Annotated in this window: 11 protein-coding genes; all 11 read left to right on the top strand. The window is 63.2% G+C overall.

Translation table 11 applies throughout. The features are described 5' to 3' along the window. The first annotated feature begins 55 nt into the window (after positions 1 to 55). Positions 56 to 334 (top strand): sarcosine oxidase subunit delta, encoded by a 279-nt coding sequence (locus tag BJF92_RS24230; RefSeq protein WP_075637334.1) that lies wholly within the window; start codon positions 56 to 58, stop codon positions 332 to 334. Continuing rightward, positions 331 to 3,315: a sarcosine oxidase subunit alpha family protein gene (locus tag BJF92_RS24225; RefSeq protein WP_075637333.1), complete on the top strand. Its 2,985-nt coding sequence runs from the start codon at positions 331 to 333 to the stop codon at positions 3,313 to 3,315. The genes BJF92_RS24230 and BJF92_RS24225 overlap by 4 nt, the downstream gene beginning before the upstream one ends. Then, positions 3,312 to 3,869 (top strand): sarcosine oxidase subunit gamma family protein, encoded by a 558-nt coding sequence (locus BJF92_RS24220; RefSeq protein WP_075637332.1) that lies wholly within the window; start codon positions 3,312 to 3,314, stop codon positions 3,867 to 3,869. Before BJF92_RS24225 ends, BJF92_RS24220 begins: the two co-directional genes overlap by 4 nt. A 318-nt stretch (positions 3,870 to 4,187) precedes the next feature. Further along, positions 4,188 to 5,090 (top strand): branched-chain amino acid ABC transporter permease, encoded by a 903-nt coding sequence (locus BJF92_RS24215; RefSeq protein ID WP_075637331.1) that lies wholly within the window; start codon positions 4,188 to 4,190, stop codon positions 5,088 to 5,090. A 4-nt stretch (positions 5,091 to 5,094) separates the two neighbouring features. Then, on the top strand, positions 5,095 to 6,486 hold the full coding sequence (gene livM, locus BJF92_RS24210; protein ID WP_075637330.1) for a high-affinity branched-chain amino acid ABC transporter permease LivM: 1,392 nt from the start codon (positions 5,095 to 5,097) through the stop codon (positions 6,484 to 6,486). Beyond that, positions 6,486 to 7,388 carry an ABC transporter ATP-binding protein gene (locus tag BJF92_RS24205; RefSeq protein ID WP_075637329.1) on the top strand — a complete coding sequence of 301 codons (903 nt, stop codon included), beginning with the start codon at positions 6,486 to 6,488 and terminating at the stop codon, positions 7,386 to 7,388. Before livM ends, BJF92_RS24205 begins: the two co-directional genes overlap by 1 nt. Further along, positions 7,385 to 8,107: an ABC transporter ATP-binding protein gene (locus BJF92_RS24200; RefSeq protein ID WP_075637328.1), complete on the top strand. Its 723-nt coding sequence runs from the start codon at positions 7,385 to 7,387 to the stop codon at positions 8,105 to 8,107. The genes BJF92_RS24205 and BJF92_RS24200 overlap by 4 nt, the downstream gene beginning before the upstream one ends. Positions 8,108 to 8,140: 33 nt before the next feature. Continuing rightward, complete coding sequence (locus tag BJF92_RS24195) at positions 8,141 to 8,485, top strand: DUF6867 family protein (protein ID WP_075637327.1); 345 nt, start codon at positions 8,141 to 8,143, stop codon at positions 8,483 to 8,485. Between the two features lie 119 nt (positions 8,486 to 8,604). Continuing rightward, positions 8,605 to 9,723 carry a branched-chain amino acid ABC transporter substrate-binding protein gene (locus tag BJF92_RS24190; RefSeq protein WP_075637326.1) on the top strand — a complete coding sequence of 373 codons (1,119 nt, stop codon included), beginning with the start codon at positions 8,605 to 8,607 and terminating at the stop codon, positions 9,721 to 9,723. 689 nt (positions 9,724 to 10,412) lie between these two features. Further along, a complete protein-coding gene (locus BJF92_RS26290; RefSeq protein WP_075637325.1) occupies positions 10,413 to 12,938 on the top strand; it encodes a cadherin-like domain-containing protein in 2,526 nt (841 codons plus the stop codon). Between the two features lie 317 nt (positions 12,939 to 13,255). Then, on the top strand, positions 13,256 to 13,795 hold the full coding sequence (locus tag BJF92_RS24180; protein ID WP_075637324.1) for an MOSC domain-containing protein: 540 nt from the start codon (positions 13,256 to 13,258) through the stop codon (positions 13,793 to 13,795). Positions 13,796 to 13,804 lie beyond the last annotated feature (9 nt).

The following is a 13,804-nucleotide window of genomic DNA, read 5'->3' as shown; positions in this document are numbered from 1 at the left end:
CCCGCATGCCACTCTCTTCCGCCCTTCCAGTCCGACCGATCGGGAACGCTGATCCATGGCAAGTCTGATTTCCTGTCCGCATTGCGGCCCGAGGCCGAAAGAGGAGTTTGCCGTGCGCGGCGATGCGACGCTGCTGCGTCCCGCGCCGGAGGCGAGCGACGAGGCCTGGCATGCGTATGTCTATCTGCGCGCCAATCCGCGCGGGGTGCATGTCGAGCATTGGCAGCATGTCGGCGGCTGCCGCCGCTTTCTCGTGGTCGAGCGCAACACGCTGACCCATGACGTTCTGTCAGTGGCCGATGCGGCGGAAGTTGCGCAGGGAGGGGCGGCATGAGCGCGCATCGTCTGCTCACCGGCGGTCTCATCGATCGCGGCAAGCCTCTTTCCTTCACCTTTGACGGGCGCCGCCATTCCGGCTTTGCCGGCGACACGCTGGCTTCGGCGCTGCTTGCCGACGGGGTGTCGCTGATGGGGCGCAGCTTCAAATATCATCGGCCGCGCGGCGTGATGACCGCCGGCTCCGCCGAGCCCAACGCGCTGGTGACGGTGGGCGGCGGCACCCGCCGCGAGCCCAATCTGCGCGCGACCATGGTCGAACTGCACGAGACGCTCACGGCCGTCAGCCAGAACCGCTGGCCATCGCTCGCTACCGATTTCGGCGCGCTGAACGACCGGCTCTCAGCGCTGCTCTCCGCCGGCTTCTACTACAAGACCTTCATGTGGCCCTCCGCCTTCTGGGAGAAGCTTTACGAGCCACTGATCCGCCGTGCCGCGGGCCTGGGACGCGCCACGCTGAAGCGCGATCCCGATGCCTATGAGAAGGCCTGGGCCTTCTGTGACCTGCTGGTGATCGGGGCCGGCCCGGCCGGCCTGATGGCAGCGCTGACGGCCGGGCGCGCGGGTCTGCGCGTGATCCTGGCGGACGAGGATTTCCGTCTCGGCGGCTGGCTGCTGTCGGAAACGCGGCTGATCGACGGCCGCCCCGCCCATGATTTCGCCGCGATCCTTGTCGAGGAACTGGCGGCCCTGCCCAATGTCACGCTTCTGCCGCGCAGCACCGTGTTCGGCTGGTATGACGACAATGTCTTCGGCGCGGTCGAGCGGGTGCAGAAACATCTGCCGATCCCGTCCGACAAGCAGCCGGTGGAGCGCATCTGGCGCATCGTTGCCAAGCGGGCGCTGATGGCGACAGGCGCAGAGGAGCGGCCGCTCGTTTTCGGCGGCAATGACCGGCCGGGCGTGATGATGGCGGGCGCGGCGCTGACCTATGCCGCGCGCTATGGCGTGGCGGTGGGCAAGCGTGTGGCCGTGGTCACCGCCTCCGATTCCGGCCGGCAGACAGCCGCCGCGCTGGCGCGGCGCGGCGTGGAGGTCGTGGCGCTGATCGACGCACGAACCGCGTCGGCGCAGGCCTCGCCGATGCCCGAAGGGGCAAGAACGCTCACGGGCGCGCATGTGGTGGACACGCTCGGCCGCCTGTCGGTGGAGGGTCTGGTCACGGTTCGCGCCGGCTTCGAGGAGCGGCTGGACTGCGATGCTGTGGCGATGGCCGGCGGCTGGAACCCGCGCGTGCATCTTGCCTGCCAGCACGGTGCCAAGCCCGTCTGGTCGGATGTCCATCAGGCCTTCCTGCCGCCGGATGTCGGCCCGGACTTCCAGGCCGCAGGCGCTGCCGCCGGCCTTTCCACGCTTGCCGAAGCGCTCGGTGACGGCGTGCGCAAGGCCACGGCAGTGGTGGCCGATCTCGGCCGCAGCGCGCCGACCGTCCCCCTGCCCGAGATCGACGCAGAAGAGGCCGCCTCGGGCGCTGCCGCATCGCCCGTCTGGCTGATGCCCGGCGCCCGGTCCAAGGCCTTCGTCGATTTCCAGAACGACGTCCATGCCGGCGATCTTGCCCTGGCGCTGCGCGAGGGCTTCGGCCATGCCGAGCATGCCAAGCGCTACACCACCAATGCCATGGCCACCGATCAGGGCAAGCTCTCGGGCGTCAACGCCTCCGGCCTGCTGGCGGCGATGAAGGGCCTGTCGCCGGCTGAGGTGGGCATTACCACCTACCGCCCGTTCTACACGCCCGTCTCCTTCGGTGCGCTGGCCGGCACGGCGCGCGACGAGGAGGCCGTGCCGCACCGTCTCTCTCCGCTCGATGGCTGGGCCAAGGCGCAAGGCGCAATGTTCGTCGAGGCCGGGCTGTGGCACCGGCCCGCCTATTTTCCCCGCCCGGGCGAGAAGGACTGGCGCGCCAGCGTTGATCGCGAGGTGCGCACGGTGCGCGCGGCCGTCGGCCTGTGCGATGTGTCCACGCTCGGCAAGATCGAGCTGTTCGGCCCGGATGCGGCCGAGTTCCTCAACCGCCTCTATTGCAATCCGATGCTCCGGCTGCCCGTGGGCAAGGCCCGCTACGGGCTGATGCTGCGCGAGGACGGAATGGTGTTCGATGACGGCACGGTCAGCCGGCTCGGCCATCAGCACTATCTCATCACCACAACGACGGCCATGGCCGCGAAGGTCATGAGCCATCTCGAGCACGCCGCCCAGGTGCTCTGGCCCGCGCTGCAGGTGCGTTTCGCCAGCGTCAGCGAGCAATGGGCGCAGATGTCGCTGGCGGGGCCCAAGGCGCGCCAGGTGCTGCAGGCGGTGGTGGAGGACGATCTGTCCGCCGAGGCCGTTCCGCCGCTGGCGGCGCAGGCGGTGACGCTGCGCGGGGGCTTGCGCGGGCGGCTCTTCCGCATCTCCTTTTCCGGCGAGCTTGCCTATGAGCTGGCCGTGCCCGCCGGTCATGGCCGCGCGGTGGCCGAGGCGATCATGGCGGCCGGCCGCGCCCATGGCATCTGCCCCTATGGGCTCGAGGCCTTGAACGTGCTGCGCATCGAGAAGGGCCATGTCACCCATGCCGAGCTCGACGGGCGCACCACCCCTGACGATGTCGGCCTCGGGCACATGCTCGCGCGGCAGAAGCCGGACTTCATCGGCAAGCGGCTGTCGGAGCGCTATGGCCTGACCGCCGCCGATCGCGGCCAGCTGGTCGGCCTCGTCCCGGTCGATCGCCAGCGCATGATCCGCGCAGGCGCCCATCTCCTGCGCGAAGGCGCCAAGCCCTCGACGCTCAACGATCAGGGCCATGTCACCTCGGCCTGCTATTCGCCGACGCTTGGCCATCCGATCGCGCTGGCGCTCTTGAAATCGGGGCGCGAACGGCTGGGCGAACGCGTGCTGGTCTGGGACAGGCTGCACAAGGAGGAGTTTCTGGCCGAGGTCGTCTCGCCCGTCTTCGTCGACCCTGACAACCGCAAGATCGAGCCGAAGGAGCCGGCATGAGCGACCTCTCTTCCCTTCCCGTGGCCTTCGACTGGCAGCATCCCCTCTCGGCGATCCTGACCTCGGACGTGCGCGCCGTCGATCATCTGGAGATCCTCGCGCGGCCCTCGATCGCCCGGGTGATTGCGGCAGCGGGCGAAAGCGTCGCCGTCGCCGCCATTCTCGGTGGCATGGCAGGCGTGCGCGCCGCCGGCCCGCAGGAATGGATCGTGCTGGATGACGACCCCCAGGCCGCTCTGCCCGCCCGGCTGGCGGAGCGGCTCGGCTCGCTCGCCTTCGTGCTCGATGCGGGCGACGGGGAGGTCTGCCTCAGGCTCTCCGGGCCGCATTGCCGGCGGATTCTCGCCAAGGGCGTCGGACTCGATCTTCATCCGGATGTGTTCGGCCTCGGCGATGGCGGTTTTGTGCTCTGCCATGCGATCCGCATGCACCTGTCGCGCACGGGCGACAACCTCTTCGAGATCCTGGCGCCGCGCTCCTACGCCACCTCCCTCCTCGACGCGCTGAAGCGCATGGGACGCGAATTCGACCTCTCCGTTGGCCTGTCTGGCTGAGATGGCCAGCACAGCTCTTGCGCGCACGCTTGTGCGCAGGATCTAATAAAGTGCATCACTGGTATTGTCGTCCGGCTTTGATCGCCTCCGTCGATCCTGCGGCAAAAGGCAGCATTGGCGAAAGATCCTGCCGCGGTTTTGGCTTTTCCCCGCAGGCAAATGCGAAATTTTTGAGCGATCGCGACGAAAATGTGCGCGACCATTTTTTGTGCTTTCCTTTTCGATCGAAAGCGGTATGGAATCCCCTAACCGCACAAGCGGGAGACAATAAGAACAATTGGCCGGCCCTCCGTCACGCCGGCCATCGGGGAAAAATTGATGGAGTATTTCGTCCAGCAGCTCGTCAACGGGCTGACTCTCGGCTCGATCTATGGAATGATCGCCATCGGCTATACGATGGTCTACGGCATCATCGGAATGATCAACTTCGCCCATGGCGACATCTTCATGCTGGGCGGTTTTGCTGCCCTCATCGTGTTCCTGGCGCTGACCAGCCTGTTTGCCGGCGTGCCTGTGGTGATCGCGCTTCTGGTGATGATGATCGTGGCCATGATCATGGCCTCCCTGTGGAACTGGACCATCGAGCGCGTGGCATACCGGCCGCTGCGCGGTTCCTTCCGCCTGGCGCCGCTGATCACCGCAATCGGCATGTCCATCGCCCTGTCGAACTTCATCCAGGTGACCCAGGGCCCGCGCAACAAGCCGATCCCGCCGATGGTCTCCTCGGTCTATAACATTGCCGGCATCACGATCTCGCTGAAGCAGATCCTGATCATCGTCATCACCGCCGTGCTCCTGTCGGTCTTCTGGTACATCGTGCACCGCACGCCCCTCGGCCGCGCCCAGCGCGCCACGGAGCAGGACCGCAAGATGGCGGCGCTGCTCGGCATCGACGTCGATCGCACGATCTCGGTCACCTTCATCATGGGCGCCGCGCTGGCGGCCGTCGCCGGCACCATGTACCTGATGTATTACGGCGTCGTGGTCTTTACCGACGGCTTCATCCCGGGCGTCAAGGCCTTCACGGCGGCGGTTCTCGGCGGCATCGGCTCCCTTCCGGGCGCGGTGCTGGGCGGTTTGCTGATCGGCCTGATCGAGTCGCTCTGGTCGGCTTATTTCACCATCGATTACAAGGATGTGGCCACATTCTCCATCCTGGCGATCGTGCTGATCTTCAAGCCGTCAGGCATTCTGGGGCGGCCCGAGGTCGAGAAGGTATAAGACGATGGCACCTGTTTCCGCCACTCCCGGGCGCGCCGAAGCTTCAACGATGGCGCGGGCCCTGCGCGAGGCCGTTCTGGCCGGCATCATCGCCTTCGGCCTCTTCGTCCTCTATGTCGGCCTGAAAACCGACCAGAACATCTCCAACGAGCTGATCCTGGTCCCGCGGCCGGGTCTGCTCGCCATCTTCGTCGGCTTGGCCATGGTCGCCCGCTTCCTCGGCGTGCTCTATATCCAGCCCGCCATGAAACGCCGGCGCGACGCCAAGTCCGCGGCGGCCGATCTCGAGCTGCAGCCGAGCTACGTCAAGCGCAATTTCTCCACCATCGCCATCATCGCGCTGGTGCTCTATCCGCCCTTGATGGTGGCGCTGTTCGGCACGCAGGGCTCGCTGAAGTGGGTGGACAATTTCGGGATCCAGATCCTGATCTATGTCATGCTCGCCTGGGGTCTCAATATCGTCGTCGGCCTGGCCGGCCTGCTCGATCTGGGCTATGTCGCCTTCTACGCGGTCGGCGCCTATTCCTACGCGCTTTTGTCCACCCATCTCGGCCTGTCCTTCTGGGTGCTGCTGCCGATGGCCGGCATTCTGGCCGCACTCTGGGGCATGATCCTCGGTTTCCCGGTGCTGCGCCTGCGCGGCGACTATCTGGCGATCGTCACGCTGGCCTTCGGGGAAATCATCCGCCTGGTCCTGATCAACTGGACCGAAGTGACCCAGGGCACCTTCGGCATTTCGGGCATCGCCAAGGCCTCGATCTTCGGAATCTATTCCTTCGATGTCGGCGCGCCGAACAATTTCGCCAAGGTCTTCGGCCTGCCCATGTCGGCGGCCTATTACAAGATCTTCCTGTTCTACGTCATTCTGGCCCTGGCGCTCCTGACGGCCTTCGTCACCATCCGCCTGCGGCGCATGCCGGTCGGCCGGGCCTGGGAGGCGCTGCGCGAGGATGAGATCGCCTGCCGCTCGCTCGGCATCAACACGGTGACGACCAAGCTGACCGCCTTTGCCACGGGCGCCATGTTCGGCGGCTTCGCCGGCTCGTTCTTCGCTGCCCGCCAGGGCTTCGTCTCGCCCGAATCCTTCGTCTTCCTGGAATCGGCGGTGATCCTGGCGATCGTCGTGCTCGGCGGCATGGGCTCGCTGGTCGGCATCGCGGTGGCCGCGGTGGTCATGGTCGGCGGTACGGAAATGCTGCGCGAACTGACCTTCCTCAAGGCGATCTTCGGGCCGGATTTCACGCCCGAGCTCTATCGCATGCTGCTCTTCGGCCTGGCCATGATCGTGGTCATGGTGCTCAAACCGCGCGGCTTCGTCGGCTCGCGTGAACCCAGCGCCTTCCTCCATGCCCGCAAGAGCGTCTCGTCAAGCTTTACCAAGGAAGGGCACGGCTGATGGCTGTCGCACCTGTGATGAAACCGGCGGCAAGCTCTGCCGACCCGATCCTGAAGGTCGAGCATCTGTCGATGCGCTTCGGGGGCCTGATGGCCATCAACGACCTGTCCTTCGAGTGCCGGCGCGGCGAGATCACCGCGCTGATCGGCCCGAACGGCGCCGGCAAGACCACCGTCTTCAACTGCATCACCGGCTTCTACAAGCCGACCATGGGCATGATGACGCTGCGGCAGAAGGCGGGGAAAGACTTCCTGCTGGAACGGTTGGCCGATTTCGAGATCAACAAACGCGCCAAGGTGGCCCGCACCTTCCAGAACATCCGGCTCTTCACGGGCCTGACCGTTCTGGAGAACCTTCTGGTGGCCCAGCACAACACGCTGATGCGCGCGTCTGGCTATACGATCCTCGGCCTGCTCGGCTTTCCCGCCTATCGCAAGGCGTCGAAGGAATCGATCGAACTGGCCAAGCACTGGCTGGAGAAGGCCGCGCTGATCGAGCGGGCCGACGATCCGGCGGGCGATCTGCCCTACGGGGCGCAGCGCCGCCTGGAAATCGCCCGCGCCATGTGCACGGGGCCGGAGCTGCTCTGCCTGGACGAGCCGGCCGCCGGCCTCAACCCGCGCGAATCCCTGGCGCTCAACACGCTGCTGCAGGGAATTCGTGGCGAGACCGGCACCTCGATCCTCCTGATCGAGCACGACATGTCCGTCGTCATGGAAATCTCGGACCATGTGGTCGTGCTCGAATATGGTCAGAAGATCTCGGACGGCACGCCGGATTTCGTAAAGAACGATCCGAAGGTCATCGCGGCCTATCTGGGCGTCGAGGATGATGAGATCGAAGAGGTGATCGCCGAAGTGGAAGAGGTCGCGCACGAAGTGGAAGAAGGAGGCCAGAAATGACCGCGCTTCTCCAGGTCAAGGCCGTCGAGACCTATTACGGCAATATCCGCGCGCTCGCCGGTGTCGATGTCGAGGTGCAGAAGGGCGAGATCGTCTGCCTGATCGGCGCCAATGGCGCCGGCAAGTCGACGCTGATGATGACGATCTGCGGCAGCCCGCAGGCGCGCACCGGGCAGATTTTGTTCGAGGGCCGTGACATCACCCGCATGCCGACGCATGAGATCGCCCGGCTGCGCATCGCCCAGTCGCCCGAGGGGCGGCGCATCTTCCCGCGCATGACGGTCTATGAAAATCTGCAGATGGGCGCGAGCCTCGACAATCTGAAGTATTTCAACGAGGATGTGGAGAAGATGTTTGCGCTCTTCCCGCGCCTCAAGGAGCGCCAGAGCCAGCGCGGCGGCACGCTTTCGGGCGGGGAGCAGCAGATGCTGTCGATCGCCCGCGCGCTGATGGCGCGTCCGAAGTTGCTTCTGCTGGACGAGCCGTCGCTGGGTCTCGCGCCCCTGATCGTCAAGGGCATTTTCGAGGCGATCCGCAAGCTGAACGAAACCGAAGGGCTGACCGTCTTCCTGGTGGAGCAGAACGCCTTTGCCGCGCTGAAGCTGTCGCACCGGGCCTATGTCATGGTCAACGGCCAGGTGACGATGTCGGGCGGCGGGCGCGAGCTTCTGGCCAACCCGGAAGTGCGCGCGGCCTATCTGGAGGGCGGGCGTCACTGACGCCGGGCCCGCTCTTTCAAGGAGACGGTTTTCATGCAGGGCATTCTCTACGAAGAAGCCTCTTTCGCGCAGTTCATGATGATCACATGCATCATCGGCGGCTGGACGGCCTGGCGCACCGGCAAGAGCGTGGCCGACAGCTGGAAGGGCTATGGCCTGGTGCTGATATATACCGCGCTGCTCGGCCTGGCGATCCGCTTCGTTCATCACGCATTGTTTGGCGGAACCATGTTCAGCCTGCACTACTACATCGTGGACACGATCGTTCTTTTGCTGTTTTCTACGGCCGGCTTCCGGTTTTATCGAACCCAGCAGATGACCACGAGCTACTACTGGCTCTACGAGAAGGTGTCACCCTTCTCGTGGAAGGCAAAATAACAAGGGAACGGACGGCAGACCCTGCGGGATCTGCCGATCTTTAAAAGTTTCCGGCAGCGTCATAGTGGGGACAATGCCGGATTGCCAAAAGACCCGCTCGAACACTTGGGAGTTACAGGATGAAAAAGTCACTTTTGTCGGCCGTGGCCTTCAGCGCCATCGTGGCCTTCAGCGGCACTGCCTGGGCGGACGTCACCATCGGCGTTGCCGGCCCGCTGACCGGCCCGAATGCGGCCTTCGGCGCGCAGCTCCAGAAGGGCGCGGAACAGGCCGCCGCTGACATTAACGCCGCCGGCGGCATCAATGGCGAGAAGATCAAGATCGTGCTCGGCGACGACGTCTCCGACCCGAAGCAGGGCATTTCGGTCGCCAACAAGTTTGCCGCAGATGGCGTCAAGTTCGTGATCGGCCACTTCAATTCGGGCGTTTCGATCCCGGCTTCCGAAGTCTATGCCGAAAGCGGCATCTTGGAAATCACGCCGGCCGCCACCAACCCCAAGTTCACCGAGCGCGGCCTGTGGAACACCTTCCGCACCTGCGGCCGTGACGACCAGCAGGGCGGCGTCGCCGGCAAGTATCTGGCGGACAAGTTCAAGGACGCCAAGATCGCCGTCATCCACGACAAGACGCCTTACGGCCAGGGCCTCGCAGACGAGACCAAGAAGGCGATGAACGCCGCCGGCGTCAAGGAAGTGATGTATGAAGGCGTCAACACTGGCGACAAGGACTTCTCGGCGCTGATCGCCAAGATGAAGCAGGCCGGCGTCTCCATCATCTACTGGGGCGGCCTGCACACGGAAGCCGGCCTGATCATCCGCCAGTCGGCCGAGCAGGGCCTGAAGGCCACGCTCGTTTCCGGTGACGGCATCGTCTCCAACGAACTGGCCTCGATCGCCGGCGACGCCGTCGCAGGCACGCTGAACACCTTCGGCCCCGACCCGACGCTGCGCCCGGAAAACAAGGAGCTGGTCGAGAAGTTCAAGGCCGCAGGCTTCAACCCCGAAGCCTACACGCTCTACTCCTACGCCGCCCTGCAGTCGATCGCCGAAGCCGCCAAGGCCTCAGGGTCGCTCGACGCCGAAAAGGTGGCTGCCGCGATGAAGGCCAAGGGCCCGTTCAAGACGGTTCTCGGCGAGATGTCCTTCGACGAAAAGGGCGACCCCAAGCTTCCCGGCTACGTCATGTACGAGTGGAAGAAGGGCCCCGACGGCAAGTACAGCTACTTCCAGCAGATGTAATCATTGCCTCATTGGCGATGACGAGGAGCCCGGTGCGCAAGCGCCGGGCTTTTTCATGTCGATGCGCGCAATGTTGGTTTGGAGTGTCGGACTGAAAACAGTACTCGGTCCGATGCTCTAGATTGCTGTTTTTACAGCAGATTTTTCCAAAAGCCGGTTCACGCTTTTCGGTCCGACGCTCTGGAGCTTTGGGAAAAGCAATATCGTCGCATTGCTGGCGCCATCAATGCGTCCAACTCAATGTTTTGCGATTGATTGTGGCATGAAATACAATTACTGATTTTATCAGCGAATTTTTATGAAGGCCGCTTGCGGGCGCGCGGTGTGAGGATCGTCTTGCGGTTAAGGCACGAATAGGTTGTGCTTTGAAGCGCGCACTGCTTTTGTCCTTCTATGGCGACGTATTATGCGCTCGATGAGCATGAAAGGGACGTTCAACGACAGGATGCGGCCGATGGAGCATGGTGGAGGGTTATTCCTTCGAAGCCTGCCGAATGGCGTTCCCGTAAGCATAGAACCGGGAAGTTGCATCAGCTTTCGGGAAAATCCGATGCAAAAAAGTTTTAGCTCATCGGACTGAGGATGACTTTCACTCCGATGCTTAAGCGTTTGCGCGGAAGGCCGGTGCTGCCTCCGCCTGATGATCGATGACACATGGCGTGAAACAGGGGCAGAAGGACGAGGGGCATATGTTTACCACGGCGACGATCCCGGGGAGCGGCTACGGAAGCCCTTATCTCGACTCTCTTATCCAAGGCAGCTGCTGGGTTGGGCCGGTCACTTACACGTTCGGTCAAACCGAGGGCCAATCTTGGTCTGCCAACGAGATCAAAGCGTTCGAGACCGCCTTTTCCCAATTTGAGAGCGTCTGCGGTCTCGACTTTGTTGCGGTTTCAGATGGGCCTGCGATGTTGACGGAGTATGAGGCAACGAGCTCGACCTGGAACGACACGTCCAATGTGACGACCCTCGCCGATCATTACTATCCCTGGGCATATGGTTCTGAAGGACGGTATAATACCGAGAATGCTTCCTGGTGGAACCTGACGGTCGGTGGGATGGGCTTTTCGACGATCGTCCATGAACTTTCCCACGCCGTGGGCCTGTCCCATCCTCACGACGGTGCGCAGACCTTTCCGGGTGTCGAATATGGCAACGCCTTTCGGGATTATGGCGACTACGCTATGAACCAGCAGATCTGGACGAATATGTCCTACAATCCCGGCTGGACGGTGGAGGAGCTCGGAATTGAGCTGGATTACGGCTATGCCTCAGGATTGATGGCGCTTGATATCGCTGCCTTGCAGAAAATCTACGGCGTCAACACGTCGACACGAACCAATGCCGACGTCTATCAGCTACCGCAGTACAACGCCGCGGGAACGGGTTGGGTGTGCATCTGGGATGCCGGCGGCGAAGATACGATCGGAAATGCCGGATCAACGAAGAATTCCGTCATCGACCTGCGCGATGCCGATCTTGTCGGACCTTATGCCGGGGGTCATGTCTCATGGATCAGCGGCGTGAGCGGCGGATACACGATCGCCAACGGCGTCGTCATTGAAAATGCCGTGGGTGGGGTGGGCTCCGATAAAATTTACGGAAACGAGCAGGACAATCGACTCGATGGCGATGCCGGGAATGATGAGATCCATGCGGGTGAAGGCAACGATATCCTGATCGGAGGAAGGGGGAGCAATGTGCTCGATGGCGGCGACGGCCAGGATCGTGCGATCTTTGCTGGCCTCGAGTCATATTATATGATCAGCGGTGAAGCCGGAGGTGAGCAGGTTGTCACGAATCTCGCCACAGGCGAGACCGATTACCTTTCATCGATCGAAATCATCCAGTTCGGTACTCAAACCTTTCTTAACGCGCCCATTGCAGATACCGACGGCCCCTATGCGGGCGTCGAGGATGTCACGCTCGTCGTCAATGCCGCGAACGGCGTTCTGGCCGGGGACAGCGATGTCGATGGTGATCCGCTGGTGGCCCAGCTTGTCACCGGCCCGGACCATGGCACGTTGATGCTGAACGCGGATGGCAGCTTCGTCTATACGCCTGTTGCTAACTACAATGGCCGCGACAGTTTTGTCTATCAGGCATTCGATGGCACGCTCGTCTCTGCCCCGATCACGGTGTCGCTGAATGTTGATGCTGGCAACGACGCCCCCGTCGCCGATGACGATGGTCCCTATGCGGCGGTCGAGAATGTTGCGCTAACTGTCGATGCCGCCAAGGGCGTTCTGGCCGGGGACGGCGATGTCGATGGCGATCCGCTGGTTGCACAGCTTCTCACCGGTCCGGAGCATGGCACGCTGATGCTCTATGAGGATGGCAGCTTCATCTACACGCCTGTCGCCAATTATAACGGCAGCGACAGCTTCACCTATTATGCCTTCGATGGCGCAAGGGGCTCTAACGCGGTCGAAGTGTCGCTGAACGTTGGTGCAGTCAATGGCGCGCCTGTCGCGCGCGATGATGTCGGTCTGAAGATCGCTCCTGGGTGGAAGACCTACAAGATTGCCGCAGCGACGCTCCTTTACAATGACGAGGACGGCGACCCCGAGACCCAACAGAGCCTGAGCATTGTCGCGGTCGGCAACGCCAAGAATGGCAAGGTGGAGCTCAAGGGCGGCGACGTCTATTTCACGCCTAAGAAGGGCTATGTCGGCCCGGCATCCTTCACCTATACACTGTACGATGGGGAGGGTGGCACGGCCACCGCCACTGCAAAGCTGGCCATGGCTGACAAGAAGGGTGGCTATGTGCTCGTCGGCACCCAGGGCGACGATGATCTCTTTGGCGGCCTGGCGAACGACAAGCTCGACGGCAAGGGCGGCGATGACTGGCTCAGTGGCGACCTGGGCCAGGATGTGCTCACCGGCGGCGGCGGCACGGACTATTTTGCCTTCGTGACCAAGCTGGATGCGAAGAAGAACGTGGATACCATCACCGACTTCAAGAGCGGTCTCGACTGGATCGTGCTGGACAAGACCATCTTCAAGACGCTCAGCAAGGGCGTGCTGTCCGACGCTGCCTTCGCCGCCAACAGCAAGGGCGCGGCCAAGGATGCGAGTGACCGTATCGTCTACAACACCAAGACGGGCGACCTGTTCTACGATGCCGATGGATCCGGCAAGGGCGGCGCGGTGCTCTTCGCCAAGATCGCGGGCCATGGCACGGTAAATGCGGACGACTTCTTTGTCCTTTAAGTCGAGGAAAGCTCCCACGGTCTGGCGTCGCCGTAATGCTCCCTGATTGTCCCCGGCCGCCTTTGGCGAGCGGAGACTGATGAAGCGGGAGGCGCGGAGCATCCGGCTGCACATGATCGGCAGCTTGATGCTCCGCTTTCTGTTTTCGTGTCGGATTTTTTCCGAAAACCGCTTCCCGGTCTTCGCGCCAATGCCTGGGACGCGCCGATCTGATTGGGCTTTAGAGCCACGCGCGACCACCATTTGCGCGCGAGCGCGGACTGTGGAATGATCCGCGCTCCTCCCCGCTTACCACCTCGCCATGCCCGGACCAAACCATGCCCTCAGTCGTCTCGCTTGCCGTCAATCCCGCTCACGGCTTTTCCAAGGTGCCAGTCGAGAGGGTTGAGATCATCGAGAATTTCGGCATTCGTGGCGATGCGCATGCCGGCGTCACGGTCAAGCATCGTTCGCGCGTGGCGGTGGATCCAAGCCAGCCCAATCTGCGGCAGGTTCACCTGATCCATTGCGAGCTTCTGGACGAACTGGCCGCGCAGGGCTTCTCCATCCAGCCTGGCGGTCTTGGCGAGAACGTGCTGACCGAGGGGATCGCGCTTCTCGATCTGCCGCGCGACACCGTTCTGCGCATCGGGCCTGAGGTGGCGCTGCGCGTGACCGGGCTGCGCAATCCCTGCGCCCAGATCGAAGCCTTTCGCAGCGGCTTGCTCAAGGCGGTGCTGCCTCTGGACGCAACAGGCCAGCCGGTCCGAAAGGCCGGCATCATGGCAGTGGTGCTCAAGGGCGGCACGGTGCATAAGGGCGACCGGGTCGACGTGATCCTTCCCAACGGACCGCACCAGCCGCTGGAGCGTGTTTAGCGTCGTAGG

Source organism: Xaviernesmea rhizosphaerae, assembly GCF_001938945.1.
Taxonomy (GTDB): Bacteria; Pseudomonadota; Alphaproteobacteria; order Rhizobiales; family Rhizobiaceae; genus Xaviernesmea; species Xaviernesmea rhizosphaerae.
The sequence above is the reverse complement of the archived record's forward strand: the minus strand, read 5'-3'. Positions and strand labels throughout refer to the sequence as shown.